The 22,604-nt window shown below is 71.5% G+C and carries 21 protein-coding genes; 7 read left to right on the top strand and 14 right to left on the bottom strand.

Annotated elements, in window-relative coordinates:
• Nucleotides 1–412, top strand: a 412-nt coding sequence (locus tag ACFFNX_RS14170; protein WP_378200775.1) for a hypothetical protein, incomplete at its 5' end; no start/stop codon positions are given.
• 3 nt (nt 413–415) lie between these two features.
• Here ACFFNX_RS14170 and ACFFNX_RS14165 read toward each other — a convergent pair.
• The 4 genes from ACFFNX_RS14165 to ACFFNX_RS14150 are packed head-to-tail and all read right to left on the bottom strand — an operon-like array spanning nt 416 to nt 4,365.
• Complete coding sequence (locus ACFFNX_RS14165; RefSeq protein WP_378200772.1) at nt 416–1,399, bottom strand: YihY/virulence factor BrkB family protein; 984 nt, start codon at nt 1,397–1,399, stop codon at nt 416–418.
• Nucleotides 1,400–1,457: 58 nt separating this feature from the next.
• Complete coding sequence (locus tag ACFFNX_RS14160; RefSeq protein WP_378200769.1) at nt 1,458–1,997, bottom strand: 2'-5' RNA ligase family protein; 540 nt, start codon at nt 1,995–1,997, stop codon at nt 1,458–1,460.
• Nucleotides 1,990–3,033 (bottom strand): tryptophan--tRNA ligase, encoded by a 1,044-nt coding sequence (gene trpS, locus ACFFNX_RS14155; RefSeq protein WP_378200766.1) that lies wholly within the window; start codon nt 3,031–3,033, stop codon nt 1,990–1,992. Before trpS ends, ACFFNX_RS14160 begins: the two co-directional genes overlap by 8 nt.
• A gap of 12 nt (nt 3,034–3,045) precedes the next feature.
• Entirely contained in the window at nt 3,046–4,365 is a 1,320-nt protein-coding gene (locus ACFFNX_RS14150) for a hemolysin family protein (RefSeq protein ID WP_378200763.1), read from the bottom strand.
• A gap of 359 nt (nt 4,366–4,724) precedes the next feature.
• Here ACFFNX_RS14150 and galE point away from each other — a divergent pair, with 359 nt between their 5' ends.
• Nucleotides 4,725–5,672, top strand: a complete 948-nt coding sequence (galE, locus tag ACFFNX_RS14145; RefSeq protein ID WP_378200760.1) for a UDP-glucose 4-epimerase GalE — start codon at nt 4,725–4,727, stop codon at nt 5,670–5,672.
• Between the two features lie 201 nt (nt 5,673–5,873).
• Here galE and ACFFNX_RS14140 read toward each other — a convergent pair whose 3' ends face one another.
• Together ACFFNX_RS14140 and ACFFNX_RS14135 are read right to left on the bottom strand one after the other, a co-directional pair.
• Complete coding sequence (locus ACFFNX_RS14140; RefSeq protein WP_378200757.1) at nt 5,874–7,136, bottom strand: Gfo/Idh/MocA family protein; 1,263 nt, start codon at nt 7,134–7,136, stop codon at nt 5,874–5,876.
• A gap of 851 nt (nt 7,137–7,987) precedes the next feature.
• Complete coding sequence (locus ACFFNX_RS14135) at nt 7,988–8,155, bottom strand: hypothetical protein (protein WP_378200754.1); 168 nt, start codon at nt 8,153–8,155, stop codon at nt 7,988–7,990.
• A 263-nt stretch (nt 8,156–8,418) separates the two neighbouring features.
• Here ACFFNX_RS14135 and galK point away from each other — a divergent pair, with 263 nt between their 5' ends.
• The gene (galK, locus tag ACFFNX_RS14130; protein ID WP_378200752.1) at nt 8,419–9,528 is read left to right on the top strand and encodes a galactokinase; all 1,110 of its coding nucleotides are present in this window, start codon (nt 8,419–8,421) and stop codon (nt 9,526–9,528) included.
• An 822-nt stretch (nt 9,529–10,350) separates the two neighbouring features.
• Nucleotides 10,351–10,725 carry a hypothetical protein gene (locus tag ACFFNX_RS14125; RefSeq protein WP_378200749.1) on the top strand — a complete coding sequence of 125 codons (375 nt, stop codon included), beginning with the start codon at nt 10,351–10,353 and terminating at the stop codon, nt 10,723–10,725.
• A gap of 49 nt (nt 10,726–10,774) precedes the next feature.
• Here the strand turns inward: ACFFNX_RS14125 and ACFFNX_RS14120 are convergent, their stop codons facing one another.
• The 3 genes from ACFFNX_RS14120 to ACFFNX_RS14110 all read right to left on the bottom strand — a co-directional run bounded on the left by ACFFNX_RS14120 (nt 10,775) and on the right by ACFFNX_RS14110 (nt 13,715).
• Complete coding sequence (locus tag ACFFNX_RS14120; protein WP_378200746.1) at nt 10,775–11,755, bottom strand: malate dehydrogenase; 981 nt, start codon at nt 11,753–11,755, stop codon at nt 10,775–10,777.
• Between the two features lie 178 nt (nt 11,756–11,933).
• Nucleotides 11,934–13,148 carry an NADP-dependent isocitrate dehydrogenase gene (locus ACFFNX_RS14115; protein WP_378200743.1) on the bottom strand — a complete coding sequence of 405 codons (1,215 nt, stop codon included), beginning with the start codon at nt 13,146–13,148 and terminating at the stop codon, nt 11,934–11,936.
• A gap of 117 nt (nt 13,149–13,265) precedes the next feature.
• Nucleotides 13,266–13,715 carry a DUF3017 domain-containing protein gene (locus ACFFNX_RS14110; RefSeq protein ID WP_378200740.1) on the bottom strand — a complete coding sequence of 150 codons (450 nt, stop codon included), beginning with the start codon at nt 13,713–13,715 and terminating at the stop codon, nt 13,266–13,268.
• A 243-nt stretch (nt 13,716–13,958) separates the two neighbouring features.
• On the opposite strand from ACFFNX_RS14110, the gene ACFFNX_RS14105 reads away from it, so the two are divergent.
• Nucleotides 13,959–14,708, top strand: coding sequence for an FHA domain-containing protein (locus ACFFNX_RS14105; protein WP_378200737.1), 750 nt, complete (start codon nt 13,959–13,961; stop codon nt 14,706–14,708).
• Between the two features lie 294 nt (nt 14,709–15,002).
• A complete protein-coding gene (locus ACFFNX_RS14100; protein ID WP_378200735.1) occupies nt 15,003–15,896 on the top strand; it encodes an IS982 family transposase in 894 nt (297 codons plus the stop codon).
• 288 nt (nt 15,897–16,184) lie between these two features.
• Here ACFFNX_RS14100 and ACFFNX_RS14095 read toward each other — a convergent pair whose 3' ends face one another.
• The 4 genes from ACFFNX_RS14095 to purN are packed head-to-tail and all read right to left on the bottom strand — an operon-like array spanning nt 16,185 to nt 20,154.
• Nucleotides 16,185–17,042 carry a bifunctional methylenetetrahydrofolate dehydrogenase/methenyltetrahydrofolate cyclohydrolase gene (locus ACFFNX_RS14095; protein WP_378200732.1) on the bottom strand — a complete coding sequence of 286 codons (858 nt, stop codon included), beginning with the start codon at nt 17,040–17,042 and terminating at the stop codon, nt 16,185–16,187.
• 24 nt (nt 17,043–17,066) lie between these two features.
• Nucleotides 17,067–17,993, bottom strand: coding sequence for a hypothetical protein (locus ACFFNX_RS14090; RefSeq protein ID WP_378200729.1), 927 nt, complete (start codon nt 17,991–17,993; stop codon nt 17,067–17,069).
• The gene (gene purH / locus ACFFNX_RS14085; protein ID WP_378200726.1) at nt 17,993–19,549 is read right to left on the bottom strand and encodes a bifunctional phosphoribosylaminoimidazolecarboxamide formyltransferase/IMP cyclohydrolase; all 1,557 of its coding nucleotides are present in this window, start codon (nt 19,547–19,549) and stop codon (nt 17,993–17,995) included. The genes ACFFNX_RS14090 and purH overlap by 1 nt, the downstream gene beginning before the upstream one ends.
• Nucleotides 19,546–20,154, bottom strand: a complete 609-nt coding sequence (gene purN / locus ACFFNX_RS14080; protein WP_378200723.1) for a phosphoribosylglycinamide formyltransferase — start codon at nt 20,152–20,154, stop codon at nt 19,546–19,548. Before purN ends, purH begins: the two co-directional genes overlap by 4 nt.
• 216 nt (nt 20,155–20,370) lie before the next feature.
• Between purN and ACFFNX_RS14075 the strand changes: the two genes are divergently transcribed.
• Complete coding sequence (locus ACFFNX_RS14075; protein WP_378200720.1) at nt 20,371–20,862, top strand: hypothetical protein; 492 nt, start codon at nt 20,371–20,373, stop codon at nt 20,860–20,862.
• A 13-nt stretch (nt 20,863–20,875) separates the two neighbouring features.
• Here the strand turns inward: ACFFNX_RS14075 and ACFFNX_RS14070 are convergent, their stop codons facing one another.
• Nucleotides 20,876–22,366 (bottom strand): cell division protein PerM, encoded by a 1,491-nt coding sequence (locus tag ACFFNX_RS14070; protein WP_378200717.1) that lies wholly within the window; start codon nt 22,364–22,366, stop codon nt 20,876–20,878.
• Between the last annotated feature and the right edge of the window lie 238 nt (nt 22,367–22,604).

Raw genomic sequence — 22,604 nt, 5'->3', positions numbered from 1 at the left:
GGCCGGACCGGACCCGTACACGCCGCGCGCGGACGAGGAGGGCGACGGTCACCGGCCCGCGGACGAGACACCGGACGCGAAACCGCCGCGCACTCGGCGCACCCCGCCCGGAGACGTGAAGGTGGCCGGCGCGCCCCTGAACCCGGGCGACCGCGACCGTCCGGACTCGTGGTCGACGATGCCGAACCCGACGCAGGACGAGCCGGAGACCGCGTCCGGCGAGGACACGGACGCCGGCACGGCGACGGCCGGGGACCCGGCACGAGACGACGCGGCGGAGGACACCGTCACCGACCGCCGCAAGGACCGGAGCCCGCGCGGCCCGTTCGACCCCGTCGACGGGAACGGCACGGACGGCGGGGACACGACGGCCCCGGACGAGCCGTACGGCGACGAACCCGCGCGGCCCTGACCGTCAAGCGTCTTCTTCCGCGTCCTTCTCATCCCTCTCGTCCTTCTTGTCCTCGCCGTTCTCCTCGGGCCGCTTGCCGTCCGCCGCGAGGATCACCCTGCGGGTCGCCGTCCACGCGGCGGTGAACAGGATGAACCGCGACGCGAGGTTGATCCACACCAGCAGCCCGACGATCACGGCGAACGAGGCGTACACCGGGTTCCGCAGGGTGTGCGCGATGAACAGGGCGCCGACGATCTTGAGCACCTCGAACCCGATGGCGCCGAACAGGCATCCGCGCAGCAGGTGACGCCAGGACGCCTTGGTGCCGGCGAGCGTGGTGAACAGGATGAAGAAGATCAGGCCGTCGGCGACGACGGCGACGGACAGGGCGATGAGCCGCAGGAGGGTGCCGGCGCCGGTCACGTCCGCGAGGCCGAGCCAGCCGAGCACGGCGTGCGTGGCCGCGGAGGATGCCGAGGAAAGGGTCACCGAGGCGAGCAGCGCGAGGCCGAGCAGGCACAGCACGCCGAGGTCGCGCAGCCGGTTGACGACCGGGTTGCCCTCGCCCTCGGCGCCCTGCCAGATCGTGCGCAGCGACTCGCGCCAGACCCCCATCCAGCCGAGGCCGCTCCAGGCGAGCCCGAGGAGGGCGAACACGCTCGCGCCCGCCTTGGCCGCGGCGATCTGGTCGACCGGCAGCCGATGGGCCAGTTCGGGCACGATCTGGTCGATCGCCTTGGCGACGGCGTCGCGCGCGTGCGGGCTGATCGCCACGATGTAGCCGGTGACGGCGAACGCCAGGGCGACCAGCGGAAAGAACGACAGGAAGCCGTAAAAGGTCAGGGCCGCGGCCATCCGGTCGCCGCGCTGGTCGCGGTACCGGATGTAGGCGCGGCCGAGATGGTCGACCGTACGCCAGCGGGCGCGCGCCCGGCGCAGCACGCGCTTCACGCCTTCTTCGGCCGAGCCGACCCACTGGCGCACACTGTCCAGGACCGCCGTCATTTCGACGGACTACCCCGGCGGGGCGCAAAGATTCAAAAACCAAAACCTGAAGTCGGCATCATCCCGAAACGCCCGCGCCGAACGTGAAGTCGCGTCGCGGCCGCCAGACTCCGTCGGCACCGTGCTCGTAAAGCGAGAATCCCCAGACCGGAAAGTCCGCCTCGTATTCGGACAGCTCCTTGAACGCCCGGTCGAGCAGGTCGTCGGCCAGGTGGTGGGCGACGGTGACGTGCGGGTGGTAGGGGAAGTTCAGCGTGTGGTCGAACGGGCCACGGCGTATGCGCAGCTCCAGGTGCTCGCACTCGCTGATCCCCATGGCCAGCGCGACGAACACCACCGGCGAGACCGGACGGAACGTCCCCGTGCCCCGCAGCATGATCCGGAACGGGCGCTCCCGCGCCGCCACCGCGCGCAGGTGCTCCTCGATCCCCTCCAGCGCCGCCGAGGCGATCCGCAGGGGCGGCACCAGCGTGATGTGCGTCGGGATCGAGGGAGCGAGGGGATCGCCGAAGGCCTCACGTGACCGCTGGAGCTCCCGGCCGTACGGGTCGGGTATCGGGATGGCCACCCCGATGGTGCGCTCCGCCGGGTCAGGCACGGCCCAGGAACCCGACCCGATCGCGAACGGCGTCCATGGTCTGCCGGGCGACCGCGCTCGCACGGTCGGCGCCGCGGGCCAGCAGGCGATCGAGCTGTGCTTCGTCGGCGAGGAGCTTTTCGGTGCGCTCGCGAATGGGCGTGAACGTGTCGAGCACGGCCGCGGCGAGGTCCTTCTTCAGCGCGCCGTACCCCTGGCCCGCGTACCGGCGCTCCAGGTCGGGGATGGACGTCTCGCTCAGCGCGGAGTGGATGCGCAGGAGGTTGGTGACGCCGGGCTTGTTCTCCTCGTCGGCGACGATCTCGGTGCCCGTGTCGGTCACCGCGCGCATCACCTTCTTGCGCAGCGGGCCCGGCTCGTCGAGCAGGTCGAGGATGCCCTGCGGCGACGATGAGGACTTGCTCATCTTGGCCGTCGGCTCCTGCAGGTCGGTGATCTTCGCGGTGGCCTCGGGAATGAAGGCCTCCGGCGTCACGAACGTCTCGCCGAACCGGTGGTTGAAGCGCTGTGCGAGCGTGCGGGTCAGCTCCAGGTGCTGCCGCTGGTCCTCGCCCACCGGCACCTGGTCGGCCTGGTAGAGCAGGATGTCGGCGGCCTGGAGCACCGGGTAGGTGAACAGGCCGATCGAGGTCGCGGAGGTGCCCTGCTTGGCCGACTTGTCCTTGAACTGCGTCATCCGGCTCGCCTCGCCGAACCCGGTCAGGCAGCCCAGGATCCACGCCAGCTCGGCGTGCTCGCGCACGTGGCTCTGCACGAACAGCGTGCTGCGCTCGGGGTCGATCCCGATCGCGAACAGCTGCGCGGCCGCCACCCGGGTGCGCCGCCGCAGCACCGCCGGGTCCTGCGGGACCGTGATCGCGTGCAGGTCGACGACGCAGTAGAACGCGTCGTGCGTGTCCTGCATGGCGACCCACTGGCGCAGCGCGCCGAGGTAGTTGCCGAGGTGGAACGAGTCAGCGGTCGGCTGAATGCCGGACAGGACGCGCGGGCGCGCGCCGTCCGGCCGGGTGGACGGCGGATTCGGCTCGGTGGGCATACGTGAATTCTCTCAGGACTCGTCGGGCTCCGGCTCAGGGACCGGCTCGGCGACCGGCGGAGGAGTGACGCGCACCCGCGCGACCCGCCTCCCGTCCACCTCGGTGACAGAGAGACGATGCCCGCCGACCATGGTCATCTCCCCTACCTGAGGGAGATGACCGAGAACGGCCATGAGGTATCCGGCGACCGTCTCGTACGGGCCTTCGGGCAGCTCAATGCCGGTTTCGTCGGCGAAGTCGTCGATGTTCAGCAGGCCGTCGACCTCCAGCGCGCCGCCGTGCAGCCGCCGCGCCTGGGCGTCCTCGACGTCGTACTCGTCGCGGATGTCGCCGATCAGCTCCTCGACGAGATCCTCCAGGGTCACGATCCCGGCCGTACCGCCGTACTCGTCCACGACGATCGCCAGGTGATGGCCCTCGCGCCGCATCTCCGACAGCACGGCCAGCACACGCTTGCTGGCCGGCAGGTAGAGCACGGGCCGTACGACGTCGCCGACGGGCGTCGAGAGGCCGGACTGCTGCGGGTCGAGCAGGTCACGGACGTGCACGAACCCGACGACGTCGTCGTGGGACTCGCGGTAGACCGGGTAGCGCGAGTGCGGGCTGCCGGCGGCGACCTGGGCCGCCTTGCACAGTGGCGTGGCGGCGTCGAGGAACTCCACCTCGGTACGCGGCACCAGCACCTCGCGCAACTGGCGCTCCCCGGCCGCGAACACCTCCTCGATGAGGTTCCGCTCGTCCGGGGCGATCTCGGTGGTGCCCGCCACCAGCGCGCGGACCTCCTCGGCGGTGATCTTCTCGCGGGAGGCCCCCGGGTCGCCGCCCAGCATCCGCACGACGAGGTTGGTGGACTTGGACAGCAGCCAGATGACCGGACGCGAGATGATCGCCATCCGGTCGAGGAACGGTCCGACGAGCAACGCCGCGCCCTCGGCCCGCTGCAGGGCCAGGCGCTTGGGTGCCAGCTCGCCGACGACCAGCGTGACGTAGGAGATGACCAGCGTGACTCCGACGACCCCCACGAACCCCGCGAGCCCCGGGGACATCCCGGTGTGCTCGACCAGGGCCTTCTTGGCGGTGTCGGACAGCGTCACGGCGCCGTACGCCGAGGAGAGCAGCGCCGTCAGGGTGACGCCGATCTGCACGACCGCCAGAAACCGGTTGGGATCGCTGACCAGCCGGGCCACGGCGGCGCCACGGCGGCCGCGGTCGGCGATCCGGCGGACCTGGCTGTCACGGAGTGAGACAAGGGCGAGTTCGGACGCGACGAACAGCGCCTCGACCAGAATGAGCGCCAAGACGATGGCGGCGCTCGCGAGCGTTCCCGTCATGGGGAGCGCCGGTGTCTATGTGGGGCGTCCATGTCCTGGTGGGTTGTCGGAACGACTAGGCCTGTAAGCGTACCCGTTCATGATTACTCGTCGAGGTAAGCCGACTCTTCGGCCTTCTGCCCCGCCGTCGGCGCCGCCTTCTGCCCCGCCGTCTGCGCCGCCGTCGGCGGGCGGCCGGGTGGAACACCCGCTTCACATGGGTGGCCGCGGCCCACGGCTACCATCGGCCTGTGACAACCTACGGACCTGGCGCAGGCACGCCGGCCACCCGCGGCGGCGGGTCGGCCTCTCCTGCTCCCGCTCCGCAAGCGCCCGTTTCCTCCCCGGCCTGAAGGCCAGGGTCTTCTCGGAGGTTCCTGATGAAGCTTCTCGTCACGGGGGGCGCCGGCTACATCGGCAGCGTCGTCGCGGCGCAACTGCTGGAGGCCGGGCACGAGGTCGTCGTGCTGGACGACTGCTCCACCGGGCACGCCGACGCGGTTCCGGCGGGCGCCCCGCTGGTCCGCGCGACGCTCCGTGAGGCGGCCGGCGACGTGCTCTCGGAGGGCTTCGACGGCGTCCTGCACTTCGCGGCCAAGTCCCTGGTCGGCGAGTCGGTGGAAAAGCCCGGCCTGTACTGGGACAAGAACCTCGGCGAGTCACTCGCCCTGCTGGACGCCATGCGCGCGCACCACACCCCGCGCATCGTCTTCTCCTCCACGGCGGCGACGTACGGCGAGCCGGAGCGCACCCCCATCCTCGAGACCGATCCCACACGGCCGACCAACCCGTACGGCGCGTCCAAGCTCGCCATCGACACGACCCTCGCCGAGTACGCCCGCCTGTACGGGATCGGCGGGGTCAGCCTGCGTTACTTCAACGTCGCCGGGGCGTACGGCGCGTACGGCGAGCGGCACACCGTCGAGACGCATCTGATCCCCAACGTCCTCGCCGTTCCCCTCGGGCGGCGCGAGTCGGTCTCGATCTTCGGCACCGACTACCCGACCGCCGACGGCACCTGCGTCCGCGACTACATCCACGTCGTGGACCTGGCCGTGGCGCACCTGCTCGCCCTCGACGCCTGCGCGCCCGGCGAACACGAGATCTTCAACCTGGGCAGCGGCTCGGGCTACTCCGTGCGCGAGGTGATCGACGTCTGCCGCGAGGTCACCGGCGAACCGATCCCGGCGGCCGAGAGCCCCCGGCGACCCGGCGACCCGGCCGTGCTGATCGCCTCCTCCGCCAAGATCACCGACCGGCTGGGCTGGAAGCCCGAGCGCGACCTGCGGGCGATGGTGGCCGACGCGTGGGAGTTCATCCGGTCCTGATCCCCGCTCGGGCCTGGAGCCGGGTCAGGGCGGCGTAGGCGTCCTGCCGGACCGCCACGGTGGCGTCGCCGGAACGTGGGGCTGCTCTGCCACCGCACCGATCCGCTCCTCGAACATGGCCTTGATGGTCGGCTCGCGGAGTCCGCCGACGAGCAGCCGCCGGCCGGCGCCGCGGCCGTCGTGCGGGGTTCGTGGTCGCTTCTATCGAGGGGCGTCGGGCTCCCGCATGGTCACGACGGTCCCGGTGTGCCGCGCGCGCTCGGCGGCCCAGACGAGCCGGTGGCTGTCGAGGGAGGCGCGCGCGTCGGTGAGCAGCGATGTCGGGTCTCCGGTGTCGAGGGCCGCGACGAACGCCTCCACCAGCGCCTGGTCGGCGTCGCCGTGCCCGCCGTCGAGGACGGCCTTGTCATCGCCGGTCTCGACGGTCTCGTGCCGCCCGGTGACGAAGTCGTGGACCGTGAGGCGGTGCCCGTCGCCCTCGATGGCGCCGTGCGTGCCGAAGACACGGGTCCGGCGGGAGCTCATGGGCGTGAACGCCGTGACGGTGAGCGAGGCGGTGACGCCGCCCTCGTACTCGATCATGACGACCTGCTGGTCGGCGACGTCGTTGTCGCCGGTGTACACGCATCGCCCGTACGGGCCGGTGCGCAGCGCCTCGCGTACGCCCTCCGGCGAGGTGTCGGCGGTGAGCGCGGTGTGCGGCCATCCCCGCTGCTCCGGGTCGCCGGCGAAGCGGAAGTAGATGCGTGGGGCGGAGTACGGGCAGTCGGGCTCGACCACACAGTCCAGGCAGCGGTCGGCCGCCCCGGCGGGACGGTTCTCCGGCCGGAAGTGGATCAGACCGCCGAAGGAGGACACGCGCCGCGCCGGCCGCCCGATGACGTGGGCGAGCCAGTCGACGTCGTGGCAGCACTTGGCGAGCAGCATCGGCGAGGACCCGTGCTCGCTGCGCCAGTTGCCGCGTACGAACGAGTGGGCGAAGTGCCACCAGCCGACCGGTTCCAGGTGCTGGACGTTGATCACGTCGCCGATCCGCCCTTGGTCGAGCAGGCCCTTGAGCGCACGGGTGTAGGCGGAGTAGCGCATGACGTGGCAGACGGCGAGCATGACACCGGACCGTTCGACCGCCTCGGCGATCTTTCGCGACTCGACCTCGGTGGGCGCCATCGGCTTCTCGAGCAACAGGTGGTAGCCGAGCCCGGCGAAGGCGACCGCAGGCTCGACGTGGTGCGCGTCCTGGGTCGCAACGATCATCGCATCGGCGAGCCTGGGCCGGGCGGCGAGGTCACGCCAGTCGGTGAAGACGTTCTCGGGCGCCAGGCCATGCTCGACGGCAGTCGCCGCACGGCGACCTTCGTCCGGCTCGGCCACCGCGACCACCCGGGCACGCCCGCTCGCCGCAGCATGACGCGCATAGGCCTGCCCGCGAATACCCGCCCCTGCCACCGCCAACGTGACCGGCATGCCTCGCCTCACTTGTCAGAGGAAGTTCGTCTAACAATGAGCCCGCCGATACTGAAGTCAAGGGGGTGCGCCACGGAAGAGGGCGACACCCTGCCACGTCTGCGCCGACATGCTCGCCCTGCACGCACGCGGCCCCGGACGCTGAGCGAGATCGGCGAGACCACCGGGTTGTCGCGTCCGACGGTGGAGGGCGTCGTCCGCCATCGCGTCGTACGGGAACCGCCACCGGAGCCCGGGGGCGCGGGACGCCCGGCACGGCGCTTCCGGGTTCGCCGCCGACGAGGGGTTCATGGCCGGCGCCGAACATCGCCGTGCACACGATCCTCGTCATCCTGGCCGACCTGGAGGGCGGGGTACGCAACGCCCTCCGCACAGAGGTGAGCCCGTCGCGGAACGCCGACGGGCGGCTCGCGGCGACCCACCGCGAGCCCTTGACCGCTTGCCCGGCGTCGGGCGACGCGCCGTCCAGCCGCCTCCTCGCCGTCGGGGTCGGCGCGCCCAGCATCGTCGGCGCGGTGACCTGGTGCACGGCACTGCCCAGCTGGACCGGCCTGGGGATGTCCACAGCCGCCACGGCCACCGGCCTGCCGGGGCGCCGCGTCGAACACCGACGCCAGATCCTCCGCCGAGGGCACGGCGGCCAGCAGTCGGTCCGGGGCGCCCTCCCAGCGCAGCACCCGAAGCGGTTTCAGCTCGCTCGCCCCGCCCGGCGGCCGCGCTGGATCCGGCCGCCGATGAGGATGCCGGCGGCGATCCGGTTGCCCGCGAGCAGGACCCGGCGTCGCGCATGTGCCGGACCGAGCCACGCCAGTGCTCGGCGACGGCCGCCAGGTCGGCGTCATTCCCCACGATCATGTCTCCACGCCCGCGTTCTCCACGCCCGCGTTCTCCACGCCCGCGTTCTCCACGGCCACGTTCTCCACGGCCACCGACGCAGGCAGGGCCGGACCGGTCCGGCCGGGCAGGTCCGCGCTGGTCGTGGTGGACGGCGGCCTGTCACGCGCCGACGACCTGATCATCGCCGGACTGTGCGAACCCCGCACCGATCGGACTCTGCCCGAACCTCCCGGAGATCGGGGCGGGAGCCCTGAGGGACGAGGCGGTCACGACCGGCGCCGTCCGCCGGACTCTGCCCGCATCCCCGGAGACCGTGGCAGGAGTCCCGGGGACGGACGAGGCGGTCGCGACCGGTGCCGTCCGCATCGTCCTGGAGCGGGCCACCGAGCCGCTGTTCCCCGCTGGCCTGCCGCTATGATCGCTCCTCGATTCGAGGAGCGGTGACATGAGCTTCCGTGAGACCTACGGGCGCGAGCCGGACGGGGTCTGGCACGCGCCGGGCCGGGTCAACCTGATCGGTGAGCACACTGACTACAACGACGGCCTGGTGTTGCCCTTCGCGCTGCGCCAGGGCGTCACGGTGGCCGCCGCACGGCGCGACGACGGGGTGTTCGCCCTGCGTTCGCTGCAGTCGCCCGCGACCGCCGAAGTATCGGACCCGGTGCCGGGCTCGGTGGACGGCTGGGCCGCGTACGCCGCCGGCGTCGTGTGGTCGCTGCGCGAGGCCGGACACCAGGTCGGCGGAGCGTCGCTGCTGGTCGACGCGGACCTGCCGCAGGGCGCGGGCCTGTCGTCCTCCGCGGCGCTGGAGTGCGCGGTCGCGGTGGCGCTGTGCGACCTGTACGGCATCGAGGTGCCGCGACCCGAACTCGCCCGCATCGCCCAGCGCGCGGAGAACGACTTCGTCGGCATGCCGTGCGGGATCATGGACCAGTCGGCGTCGCTGCTGTGCACCGAGGGCCACGCGCTGATGCTCGACTGCCGCAGCGGCCTGTCGACGCAGGCGCCGCTCGACCTGACCGGGCTGACACTGCTGGTCATCGACACACGAGCCGAGCACGAGCTGGTGGACGGCGGGTACGCCGACCGCCGCGCGGCCTGCGAGAAGGCGGCCGAACTGCTGGGCGTACCGGCCTTGCGCGACGTCACCGACCTGGGCGAGGCGCTGTCCCGGCTAGGCGACCCGGTACTGCGCCGCCGCACCCAGCACGTGGTCACCGAGAACCACCGCGTGGAGGCCACGGTCGGCCTGCTGCGCGCGGGAGCGGTCGGGGAGGTCGGGGCGCTGCTGACGGCGTCACACCTGTCGCTGCGCGACCAGTTCGAGGTCTCGTGGCCGGAGGCCGACGTGGCGGTCGAGGAGTCGGTACGCGCGGGCGCCCGCGGCGCCCGCATGGTCGGCGGTGGCTTCGGCGGCTCGGTCATCGCCCTGACACCGACCGCCAACGCGGACCGAGTACGCGAGACCGTGACGGAGGCCTACACCCGCCGCGGCTGGACCAAGCCACGCTTCCTGGAAGCAACCCCATCCGCCGGAGCCCGCCGCCTGCACTGAACCTCACGCACTACCTGAAACCGGCCAGTCCGATAACACGGAGAAACTGGCTGTAACACTCACAGACGGCCACGGTTGAGCCGAACCGCGCTTCCTTGGACACCGGAGCCCGCCCCTCCTGCGTTGACCTCCACGCGCCGCCCGCAGCCGGCTGGTCCGAGATCGCTCCGGAGAGGACCGCGTTGCGGAGGGCTCGGGCTCCGGCGGGGGTACTTTGCGAACGGCGAACAGTCAGGTACCCAGCCCCGATCAGTGCGCTCGCCGGCATCCCGACATCGGCGTCGACCGCGAGGCGGCCCAGGTCCCGCTCTGCCATGAGGTACCCGGCGACCATCGGTGGCAGCTTCACGACGCCCTACATCACCACGATGATCAGCACAGCCCGTACCGGCTCCTCCTGACCAGCAGCACCGTCCCCAACACCACGCGCGAGCGGACGTTCCCCTCCCGCCCAGGACACTCCCCTCCCGCCCAGGACACTCCCCTCCCGCCCAGGGGGCTCCAGCCCACTTCTATTGTCAAGGGCTAGACGGCCCCTGGAGAAGGTCGGCGGGGCGCTGTGGATAACCGCCACCGCACACCACCGCACACCACCGCACACCACCGCACACCACCGCCCAAAGCCACCGCACGGGGCCACCACCCAAGCCACCGTACGGAACCCCGAGGTCACCGACCGGCCGCCGCGTCTGCGACGCTGCGCTGCTGGAGCCGCCACACGGCGGTGGCCGGAACGCGGTCTGGCCCGGTTCGGGTTTGTCCGCCTCGGCGGATCGCTGAAACGGGCGTGGCCGGTGGGTCGGAACCGTCATGCTGGGACGCATGCGGCGGTATGACGCGTTGACGGTGTTCCTCCTCCTCGTCGGAGGGGTGATCGTTCCGGTGGCCGGGTGGGTGGCCGGGGCGGTCATGTTGCTCGTCTCGCGGCGGTGGACGCTGCGTGACAAGGTCGTCGGGCTGCTGGTGTGGCCCGGTGGGCTCGCGGTCGCGGTCGGGCTCGTCGCCTTCTCGCCGACCCGCACGTGCGTCTACGTCGACGACTCGGCCGGGCATCACGGGCAGTGCACGGGCACGGCCATTCCCGGCTGGGTCGGGATTCCCCTGCTCGTGCTGGCGATCGCCGGGCCGCTCGTCACCGCCGTCCACCTCCTCCGCCGCGCGCGTCGCGCCGCGGCAGTGGGCGACCAGGCCGAATAACGCGAACGGCCGCCGAGGGCGAGCGCCCCGGCGGCCGTTCGTCGGCTGGTCAGACGAGGCCTAGCTGGCGTACCGCCTCGCGCTCCTCCTCCAGCTCGCGCACCGAGGCGTCGATGCGGTCGCGGGAGAACTGGTTGATCTCCAGGCCCTGGACGATCTCCCACTTGCCGTCCTTGCAGACGACCGGGAAGGAGGACACGAGGCCCTCCGGCACGCCGTACGAACCGTCCGAGACGACCGCCATGGAGGTCCAGTCGCCCTCGGAGGTGCCGTGGACCCAGGTGTGCACGTGGTCGATCGCGGCCGACGCGGCGGAGGCGGCCGAGGAGGCGCCCCGCGCCTCGATGATCGCCGCGCCGCGCTTGGCGACGGTCGGGATGAACGTGTCACGCAGCCAGTCGGCGTCGTTCACCGCCTGGGCGGCGTTCTGGCCGGCGACCTCGGCGTGGAAGATGTCGGGGTACTGCGTCGCGGAGTGGTTGCCCCAGATCGTCATCTTCTTGACGTCGGCGACCGCGGCGTCGAGCCGCTTGGACAACTGCGCGATCGCGCGGTTGTGGTCGAGGCGGGTCATCGCGGTGAAGCGCTCGGCCGGCACGTCGGGCGCGTGGCTCTTGGCGATCAGGGCGTTGGTGTTCGCCGGGTTGCCGACCACCAGGACGCGTACGTCGCTCGCCGCGCCCGCGTTGATCGCCTCGCCCTGCGGCTTGAAGATGCCGCCGTTGGCCTCGAGCAGGTCGCCGCGCTCCATGCCCTTCGTCCGCGGGCGGGCCCCGACGAGCAGCGCCACGTTGGTGCCGTCGAAGGCGCGCTTGGCGTCGTCGGTGACGTCAATGCCCTCCAGCAGCGGGAACGCGCTGTCGTTGAGCTCCATCGCCGTGCCCTCGGCGGCCTTGACGGCCGGGGAGATCTCCAGCAGGCGCAGCCGTACGGGAGTGTCGGGTCCCAGAAGCTGCCCTGAGGCGATGCGGAAGAGCAGCGCGTAGCCGATCTGGCCCGCGGCGCCGGTCACGGTCACATTGACGGTCATCGTTGGTTTCTCCTGCGGTACGAGGTCCTCGCCGAGCGCAGAAACTCCGTGGAGGTCTCTCGCCGTCGAGACATTCCATCGGTCAGGCTATCGTGCGGCCTTTCCGGCGGTCTTCGTGGGTACGCGAACGGGGACGCCACGGCGGGCCGCGGCGTCCCCGTCAGTGCGAAAAGCCGGGTCAGGCCTGCTTCTTCTGCAGGTTCTCATCCAGCGCGGTGAGGAACTCCTGGGTGGTCAGCCATCCCTGGTCGCCGCCGACGAGCAGCGCCAGGTCCTTGGTCATCTGGCCGCCCTCGACGGTCTCGATGCAGACCCTCTCCAGCGTGTTGGCGAACTCGGTCACCGCGGGGGTGTTGTCGAGCTTGCCGCGGTGGGCCAGGCCCCGGCTCCAGGCGAAGATCGACGCGATCGGGTTGGTCGACGTCGGCTTGCCCTGCTGGTGCTGGCGGAAGTGACGGGTGACGGTGCCGTGGGCGGCCTCGGCCTCGACCGTACGGCCGTCCGGGGTCATCAGCACGGACGTCATCAGGCCCAGCGAGCCGAAGCCCTGCGCGACGACGTCGGACTGCACGTCACCGTCGTAGTTCTTCGCCGCCCAGACGAAGCCGCCGTCCCACTTGAGGGCCTGGGCGACCATGTCGTCGATGAGGCGGTGCTCGTAGGTGATGCCCGCGGCCTCGAAGTCGGCCTTGAACTCGGACTCGAAGACCTCGGCGAACAGGTCCTTGAAGCGGCCGTCGTAGGCCTTGAGGATCGTGTTCTTGGTCGAGAGGTAGAGCGGGAACTTGCGGTCGAGCGCGTACCGCATGGTCGCGCGGGCGAAGTCGCGGATCGAGGAGTCGAAGTTGTACATCCCCATCGCGATGCCGCCGTCCGGGAAGTCGGCGACCTGGAACTCCATCGGCTCGGAGCCGTCGGCGGGCTCGAACGCGATCGTCACCTTGCCGGGGCCGGGGACGACGAAGTCGCTGGCGCGGTACTGGTCGCCGTGGGCGTGGCGGCCGATGATGATGGGCTTGGTCCAGCCGGGGACGAGACGGGGGATGTTGGAGACGACGATCGGCTCGCGGAAGACGACGCCGCCGAGGATGTTACGGATGGTGCCGTTGGGCGACCGCCACATCTTCTTCAGGCCGAACTCCTCCACCCGGGCCTCGTCGGGGGTGATGGTCGCGCACTTGACGCCGACGCCGTGCTCCTTGATGGCGTTGGCGGCATCGATGGTGACCTGGTCGTCGGTCGCGTCCCGGTGCTCCATCCCCAGGTCGTAATACCGCAGGTCGACGTCCAGGTAGGGCAGGATCAGCTGGTCCTTGATGAATTGCCAGATGATCCGCGTCATCTCGTCGCCGTCGAGTTCGACGACGGGGCCCGCTACCTTGATCTTGGGCATGCTGTAGCTGTCCCTTCTTACGCCGTGGTAGCGAGGGCACGATCGGCTCTTGCGCTCCACACTGGTCAGCAGTCTTCGTTGGGCTCGCTGATGAGGCTATCGGAGCGCCGACGTAATTCAGCCGCTGGACCCCTTTGCGACAAATGCGACAAGTGTGATACCGACCGCGGCGGCCGTCATGAGGAAGACGTCGAGCCACCTGCGGCGTACCGCCAGCATGCCCACCTGGCTCTCCGGCAGCACCAGCCGCGCGAGCGCCCCGATGAACACCGAGGCGGCGATGAGCATGCTCCCTCGCCGAAAGTGATTAGTGGCCACGACGACGAGGCCCGCCGCCACGCCGCACAGCACGAAGGCGTACGGGAGTCGGCCGAGCCAGCGCGGCACCGCCGGGCGTGGCCGCGCCCGGTCACCACCGCGCACGGACGGCGGGGTCGAGGGTCCCGGCATCGGATACGGGCCGACCGGATCGCCCGCGTCGTTGTCGGTCGCCCCAGAGCGCGGCTCCGGGACGTACGGCTGCTGGGTCGACCCGCCCGGTTCAGGCGGACCGTACGGCTCTGACATGGCTCCTATCTTGGCAGCGCCGGGCGGGCCGCGTCCGTGGCCCGGCCCTGACAATACGGTCGAGAACTCTTGTCTCGGTTGTCACGACGGTGTCAATGCGGCCCCGACTTACCAGTCCAAAATGCTCGTCATGCCCCGAGATTCCCGCCGTACTCGTACCTACCGACGAGTAGGATGGTGTGACCATGGCCGGTCCGGGTAACCCGCCAGACAGGGGTCGCTAACTAGCTGGGAGGGACCGCCGTGGAGGGCCCGTTCATACGGATCGAGGAGAGCGGCACCGTACTGCCGCTGCGACCCGAGGTGACCACGATCGGGCGGGGGCGGGGTGTCGACATCCGGCTCGACGAGCCCAGCGTCTCCCGGCTGCACGCGGAGTTGATCCGGCGTGGCCCGTACGTCTATGTGGTCGATCTCGGACTCTCGCGCAACGGCACACGTGTCAACGGACGGCCGATCGCTCGGCGCGTCCTCGAAGACGGCGACGTCGTGAGCTTCGGCGCCGCCCGCTGCCGGATGGGCGGCATCCCGCGCGAAGACGTCGATCCCGACGTCGAGCTGCGCCGGGCCGTCGCGCCCGACCTGACACGACGCGAGATCGACGTACTCACGTCGCTGTGCCGGCCGGCGCTGTCCGACGAGGCGTTCGTGGCGCCCGCCACGGCACGCGAGATCGCGACCGACCTGGTCGTGACGGAGGCCGCGGTCAAGCAGCATCTGCTGCGGCTCTACCAGAAGTTCCGCATCCCGGAGGGCGCCAACCGGCGCACCCGGCTGGCCAACGAGGTCATCGCGCTCGGCCTCGTACGCCCGCTGCCACCGGTGCACGTGCCACCTCAGGGCGGCCGTACGCCGGAGACCGCACGGCGCCCGGACGGTCCCCGGCCGGGCGGCGGAGCCGGGACTGTCGGCGGAACGGCCGGAGCCCCACGCCAGCCCGCCCCAAGACGCCCCGCCGCCCCCGGCGCACCCAACCGCCGGGCGGCCAGTTAGGGCGTAACCGGAAGACGACCGTACTCGTCGGGCCACCGCCGAACGGCGGCTCGGCGTCGCCGGTGCGGCAGCCATGCGGTGGCCCTGGACGGCGCCCTGCGGCGGCTTTGGACGGTGGCCCCGTGCAGTGGGCTTGTGCCCCCCGTGTGGTGGCTTTGGGGGCGGTGGCCTCGTGCAATGGCCGTTATCTACAGCGGCCCGCCGACCTTCTCCAGAGGCCGTCCGGCCCTAGACGAGTAGTTCCGAAGGTGTGCCGGTGTGTGGGCGTGAAGAGAGGGCGTTCAAGATCATGTTGTGACGCAAGACCTGAACACCCTCCTGACTGCACTGTATGTGAAGATCGATGACGAGTTGGAAGGAACGCGATGGCTGGGCCGGCCACCGAAGCTGACCGACTCCGAACTCATCTGCCTGGCCGTCGCTCAGGTGCTGTTGGGGTTTCATTCCGAGGCCCGCTGGCTGCGTTTCGCCCGGACGCAGCTGGCCGGGATGTTCCCCTACCTGCCCAAGCGACCCGGCTACAACAAACACCTGCGGGCAGCGTTGCCGCTGGTCAAACGCACGATCCAGGCGCTGGCCGCCGACACCGCCTTTTGGTTCGACGACGTGTGGATCACCGATTCCACCCCGGTAGAGTGCGGACGCTCGCGGCCGACGGTCATGCGTTCGAACCTGGCCGGGTGGGCCGGCTACGGCTACTGCCGCTCGCACTCGCGGTTCTACTGGGGCTTGCGCCTGTTCCTGGTCTGCACGCCGGCCGGAATGCCGATCACCTGGGCACTGGCCAGCCCGAAGATCGACGAACGCGACGTGCTGACCGCGATGCTGGACCGCGACCCGCACCTGGCCACCGACCGTCCCGGCCTGCTGCTCATCGCCGACAAGGGCTTCGCCTCCCGCCAGTTCGAAACCGACCTGGCGGATCGCGGGATCACACTGTTGCGGCCATCGTTCAAACACGAGAAGACCCGAGTGGGCGAACCGTTGCTGAAATCGGTCCGGCAGCTGATCGAATCGGTCAACGACACCCTCAAAGGCCAGCTCGGCCTGGAACAACACGGCGGGCGGACCTTCGAGGGCGTCTCCACCCGGATCGCCCAGCGCGTCTTGGCGATGGCCGCAGCGATCTGGCACAACCACCACACCGGAGCACCAGTCACCAGATCACGGACCGCCTTCGACCACTGACCACATCGGAACTACTCGTCTAGACAATAGAAGTGGGCTGGAGCCCCCGGGCGGGAGGGAAACGTCCCCGGCGCGGGGGGAACGTCCCCGTCCCCGTCCCCGTCCCCGTCCCCGGCGCGAGGGGAACATCCCCGGCGCGAGGGGAACGTTTCCGGCGACGAGAGGGAGACTCCCGGGTGAGACGGGAAGTGCCGGGCGGGAGAGGAACGTCCGTCCGTAGAGTCGCCGCCGAGGTCAGCGGCGCCACGGCCGACCGCCCCTCCCCACCCTGCGGCGTCAGTGGGCGTTTCAGGTGGCCGGGGTGGCCTTCTCCGCGGCCTCCACGACGTTCGTGAGCAGCATGGCGCGGGTCATCGGGCCCACGCCGCCGGGCATCGGTGCCAGCCAGCCCGCCACCTCGCGGACGCCGGGGTCCACGTCGCCGGTCAGCCCCGCGTCCGTACGGGTGATGCCGACGTCGAGCACGGCCGCGCCGGGCTTGATCATGTCGGGCTTGATGAGGCCGGGCACGCCCGCGGCCACCACGACGATGTCGGCCCCGCGCGTGTGCGCGGCGAGGTCCTTGGTGCCCGTGTGGCAGGTCGTCACGGTCGCGTTCTCGGTGCGGCGGCCGAGCAGCAGGCCGAGCGCCCGGCCGACGGTGACGCCGCGGCCGATCACGGTCACGTCGGCGCCGCGGATGGGCACCTCGAAGCGGCGCAGCAGTTCGACGATGCCGCGCGGTGTGCACGGCAGCGCGCCCGGCTGCATCAGCACTAGGCGGCCGAGGTTGACCGGGTGCAGGCCGTCGGCGTCCTTGGCCGGGTCGATCCGCTCCAGCACGCGCTGCTCGTCCAGCCCCTTCGGCAGCGGAAGCTGCACGATGTAGCCGGTGCAGGCCGGGTCGGCGTTCAGCTCGTCGACGGCGGCCTCGACGTCCTCCTGCGTCGCCGTCGCGGGCAGGTCGCGCCGGATGCTCGCGATGCCGACCTCCGCGCAGTCGCGGTGCTTGCCGGCGACGTACGCGTGGCTGCCCGGGTCGTCGCCGACGAGCACCGTGCCCAGCCCCGGGACGATGCCGCGCTCGCGCAGGGCCGCGACACGGTCCTTGAGCCGCGTACGGATCTCCGCCGCGGTCGCCTTGCCGTCCAGTATCTGTGCGGTCACGTGCGCCATTGTCTCAGGCGGCGATCAGCGCCCGAACGGCCACCTGTGGCGGCGGCGCGGCGGATCGTACGACGGCGGAGCCGGCCGGGGAGGGAAGGGCCCCAGGGGCTCGCCGCCGGGCCCGACCCGGCTCATCGCCTCCATCCGGCCCGCCATCAGGTCCGCCTGCGAGATCATGAAGTCGCCGTTCGGGAAGGAGCCGCGGTAGGTCCGGCCGACGACCGCGCGGGGCAGGAAGGGAGCCGCCGGGCTCTGCCGCTCCGCCTCCAGCCAGACCAGCGGAGGGCTGGACCTCCAGGCCCCAGAGGCAGGCACCGGCTCGTCCGTCCCCAGGATCACCCAGTGGTCCGTCCACACCGGGGCGCCGATCTGCGGGACGCCTCCGGTGTGGCAGTCGACCGCGGGCAGTTCGAGGCGGTCGGGGTGTCGCGGGACGTACCAGAGCAGGAGCGGGTCGGAGCGGACCGCGTCGCGGTTGTCGAAGCAGCACAGCGCGATCGCGTGGCCGGGATAGCTCCGGGCGTAGAAGTCGAACAGCGGGCGGTTGACCGGGATCCGGCGGTGCTCGGGCACGAGACGGAGCGCGTCGGGGATCAGCGAGGCGTCCGTCGCGAGCACGACCGTGTAGATGTCGTGCTCGAACACCTGGACCGGAGGCGGTGCGCCGCCCGCCGGCGCACCGCCCGGCGCCGCGCCGTACGACCGCGTGGGCGGGTCGAGCGCGTGCACCATGTTCCGCAGTATGTGGCGGGCGCCGCTCGTGTCGACGAAGTTGTCCTGCGTCATGCCGACGCCGGGCAGGTGGAGCAGCATCGCGTTCGGGCCGGTGGCGTGGTTGGCCGCCACGTTCTGGTACCCGAGCACGTGCACGAGCCCGTGCTCGGGGCGCCGGACGCGGCCGTGATACAGGATCGTGTCGGCGAACCGCGCCGGCGCCGCCGAGACGCACATCAGTGGAAGAAGTGCCGTACGCCGGTGAAGTACAGCGTGACCCCGGCCTTCTCCGCGGCCTCGATCACGTCGGCGTCGCGTACGGAGCCGCCGGGTTCGACGATGGCGCGCACGCCCGCCCCGGTGAGCACCTCCAGCCCGTCCGCGAACGGGAAGAACGCGTCGGAGGCGCCGACCGAGCCCGACGCGCGGTCACCGGCCCGCGTGACCGCCAGACGCGCGGAGTCGACCCGGTTGACCTGGCCCATGCCGACGCCGACGGTCGCGCCGTCGGCCGCCAGCAGGATCGCGTTGGACTTCACCGAACGGCACGCCCGCCACGCGAACGCCAGGTCGCGCAGCGTCGCCTCGTCGGCCGCGGCGCCCGCCTTCAGCTCCCAGGCGGCGGGGTCGTCGCCGGCCGCGTCGATCTTGTCCGTGCTCTGGGTCAGCAGGCCGCCGTCGATGCGCCGGAACTCCGTGACCCCCGCCGGGCCCGCCGGGCAGACGAGCAGCCGGATGTTCTTCTTCACGGTCAGCAGCGAGAGCGCCTCGTCGTCGAACGCGGGCGCGACCAGCACCTCGGTGAAGATGTCGGCGACCTGGCGCGCCATCTCCGCCGAGACGGACCGGTTGGTGGCGATCACGCCGCCGTACGCGGACAGCGAGTCGCAGGCGTGCGCCTTGCGGTGCGCCTCGGCGATGTCGGCGCCCACGGCGATGCCGCAGGGGTTGGCGTGCTTGATGATCGCCACGCACGGCTCGGCGAAGTCATACGCCGCGCGGCGCGCGGCGTCGGCGTCGACGTAGTTGTTGTAGGACATCTCCTTGCCGTGGAGCTGGTCGGCCTCGGCCAGCCCGCCGGCGTGCGAGGTGTAGAGCGCGGCGCGCTGGTGGGGGTTCTCGCCGTAGCGGAGGACGGCCTTGCGGTCCCACACGCTCGCGACGATCGGCGCCCAGCCGCTCTCCTCGGCGACCTCGTCGGGCGCGTAGTGGTTCGCGAACCAGGAGGCGACCTCGGCGTCGTAGGCGGCGGTGTGCGCGTACGCCGCCGCGGCGAGCCGCTTGCGCTCATCCACCTCGAAACCGCCGCGGCCCACGGCGTCCAGGACCGCGCCGTACGAGGCGGGGTCGACGACGACGGCGACGCTCTGGTGGTTCTTGGCGGCGGCGCGGACCATCGCGGGCCCGCCGATGTCGATCTGCTCCACGATCTCGTCGGGGCCGGCGCCGGAGGCGACCGTCTCCGCGAAGGGGTAGAGGTTGGAGATCAGCAGGTCGAACGGCTCGACGTGCAGGTCCTCGAGCTGCTGAACGTGGTCGGCGTTGCGCCGGTCGGCGAGCAGCCCGGCGTGCACCTTCGGGTGCAGGGTCTTGACCCGGCCGTCGAGGCACTCGGGGAAGCCGGTGAGCTTCTCCACCTTCATGACCGGTACGCCCGCGTCGGCGATGCGGGCCGCGGTCGACCCCGTGGAGACGATCTCGACGCCCGCCCGGTGCAGGCCGGTGGCCAGCTCCTCCAGGCCGGACTTGTCATAGACGCTGATCAGCGCGCGCTTGATCGCGATCCGGGTCACCCGATCCTCACTCTCCTGCTGCTCTCGATGGTCCATCCCTCGCGGACCAGGCGGCCTACGGTCCGCACGAGCAGCGGACGCTCCACGTCCTTGATCCGCTCGTGCAGCGTGTCTTCGTCATCGTCGTCGAGGACCGGCACCGCCTCCTGGGCGATTATCGGGCCGGTGTCGACGCCGGAGTCCACGAAATGCGCGGTGCAGCCCGTCACCTTGACCCCGTGATCGAGAGCGTCGCGGGCGGCGTGCGTGCCCGGGAAGGCGGGCAGCAGCGCCGGATGGGTGTTGATCACCCGGCCGCCGAAGCGGTCGAGGAAACGCGCGCCGAGGATCTTCATGAAACCGGCCGAGACGACCAGGTCGGGGTCGTACTTGTCGACGGCCTTGGTGAGAGCGGCGTCCCACCGCTCGCGCGTCTCGTGGTCCTTGACCCGTACGACGAACGTCGGCACTCCGGCGCGGTCGGCCCGCGCGATCCCCTCGATACCGTCACGGTCGGCGCCCACGGCCACGACTCGGGCACCGTAGGCTGGATCGGCACACGCGTCGAGCAGCGCCTGTAGGTTGGTCCCCGCGCCGGAGACGAGGACGACGAGCCGGGCGGACACCGTGACTCCCAGGAGATACGTACGGGTTGGCGGGCCGTACCAGCCTATCGGCCGGCGCTCGGCCGGGTTCAGCCGACACCAGGAGGCAACAGCCGTGATCGAGGCGAGGCCCTCCTTCCGCGCCGCCCGCCGCCCGGGGACGGGCCACCCGCCGGCGCCCGCACCCCAGCCGCATAGCGTGACCCCAAGAGCAGCCGGATCGAACCAGGAGACATCGTGAGCGACGCCCAAGGACCGGGCGAGAGCGGACCGCAGACCCAGCTTCCCGGGCCGCCACCTTCCGCACCCCCGCCCCCGCTGCCGCCCACCCCGGTGGAGCGCGGCGGGATGCGCGCGCTGTCACTGAGCATCATCGGCCTGCTGTTGCTGTTCCTGCCGATCCCGGGGCTCGCCCTGCTCGGCCTGGCACTGCTGATCGCGGGCGTCGTCACCGGCGTACGCGCCCGCCGCCGTGCCAAGCGCGTCCTCACCCGCGCGCCGGGCGCCGTCGGGGGCATCGTCGTCGGCGCGATCGGGCTGTGCTTCGCCGTGGCCGGCATCGCGATCGGCGCCATGGTCGCGACGGAGTTCAGCGACTACGAGAACTGCCGCTCCTCCGCGCTGACGATCACCGACAAGCAGACCTGCCAGGACCGCTACTTCCCGAAGATCGAACGCAAGCTGCACCTGCCGGCAGGGTCGATGGACCGCTACCGCTCGATGTTCTGACCTCCGGACGCCGTCAGCGCGGGCGGTCGCGCGGCGGGCGCTTGCGCAGCGGGGAGACCGAGCCGGAATCGGTCTCCTTGCGCGGGCGCGGGACTCCGAGCAGCCGCTGCCGCTCTCCGATCGGCGTCACGCCGTCGGGCAACGGCGGCGGCACCTCCATCGTGGCCAGCACCGGCTCCGGGTCCTCGAACTGCACCTTGTCGGGAACCTTGGCGGGTGCGGCGGCGGGCGCGGGCACCGGCGCGTCATCGTCGTCGGCCGGCGGCATGCGGCGCAGCAGAAGCCAGTTCGCCGCCCAGGCGGCGATGGCGGCCGAGACGCCGACCTCGAGCGCCGCCATCAGGCCGACCTGCCAGGCGGAGGGACCCATGACCGCCATGCGGTCACCACCGACGGGTCCGCCGGACAGCGCCGCCAGGAACGCCAGCACACCGCCCGTCAGCACCCCGCAGACGAAGCCCCACAATGGCGCCGCCTCACCCACCGCGGTCGGCAGGGACCGGACGGTCAGCACGCCTCCGGCGACACCCGCGGCGAACGGCACGGCCAGGGCGAGCAGGGAGATCAACGGCGCCGGACCGGGCGACGGCAGCGCCGCGAGCGGCGGGAACGAGGGGATCATGCCGACGAAGACGCCGGACGGCGCCACACTCGTACCCGCGCCGACCGCGAACCCGGGGCCGACGGCGTACGACACGGCCCAGATCGCGGCGTTCGGCAGGTAGGTGATCGAGACGACGGTCAGCAGAACGCCGCCGACGATGCCGGTGCCGAGCACGCCGTAGATGTCGGCCAGCTCCGAGACGTGGAAGAGCAGCGAGACCAGGAAGATCAGCAGCCCGGACGCGATGAGCACGGTCATGGCGCCGGTCACCCCGGCGGCGAGCGACCGCGCGCGGTGCGGCAGCAGCATGAAGATCGCCACCCACGGCGAGCGCTTCGTGGTCGAGGCGACCAGGGCCCGCGCCGCGCCGAGCCCGCCGGCGACGAGGGCGAGCAGAAAGCACGCGAGGAGCGCCTGCCACGCCGACGGCGAGACCACGCTGGAACGGGCGAGGAGGGCGAGCAGGAAGGCGAGCACGGCGTACGGGACGGCGAGCGCGAGCGCGGCGTGCACGACACCGATGCGGTACCGCCCGCGAACGCGACCGGTGCGGGTGATCCACCCGCCGCCGCGGAACAGCAGCGCGCCCGGCAGCACGGTCAGGCCGAGGGGAAGCAGACCCACCCGGCCATGCGGCACCGAGAAGCCGGCATGGTGCGAGACGAGCCAGAAGTTCACCGCGGTACGGAACACACCCGGCAGACCGGTGCCGAGCGCCGTACGCGGCGCGGCGATCCAGCCGATCAGCGTGACCGTGGTGAGCGTGGTCAGCCCGAGCCCGGCACACCAGATGGCGGCGACGATGCCCGAGACCGCGAGCGGCCGCACCACGGGCTCGGCCGAGACCTCGACCGAACCGGGCTCGTCACCGGCATCCGCGCGTGCCCGTACGTCGCTCATTGGATCGTCACCGCTCCTCGGCTGGCTGGGCACAGAGCGCCATCATGCTCGCAGCCGACAGCCCCACACCGAAGGCAAGCCGTCCGGCGTGTCGCGGGATCAACACCTGCCTCAGGAGCCAGCGCCCACCCCATGGGGCCCGCGCGCCCTTGCCCCCCTCGTCACAGTCCCCGCCCACACAGTCCCCGCCCACACAGTCCCCGCCCACACAGTCCCCGCCCACACAGTCCCCGCCCAC

This window comes from Actinoallomurus acaciae (assembly GCF_042429965.1).
GTDB classification, from domain to species: Bacteria; Actinomycetota; Actinomycetes; order Streptosporangiales; family Streptosporangiaceae; genus Actinoallomurus; species Actinoallomurus acaciae.
This window is presented reverse-complemented; position numbering and strand designations above follow the sequence as displayed.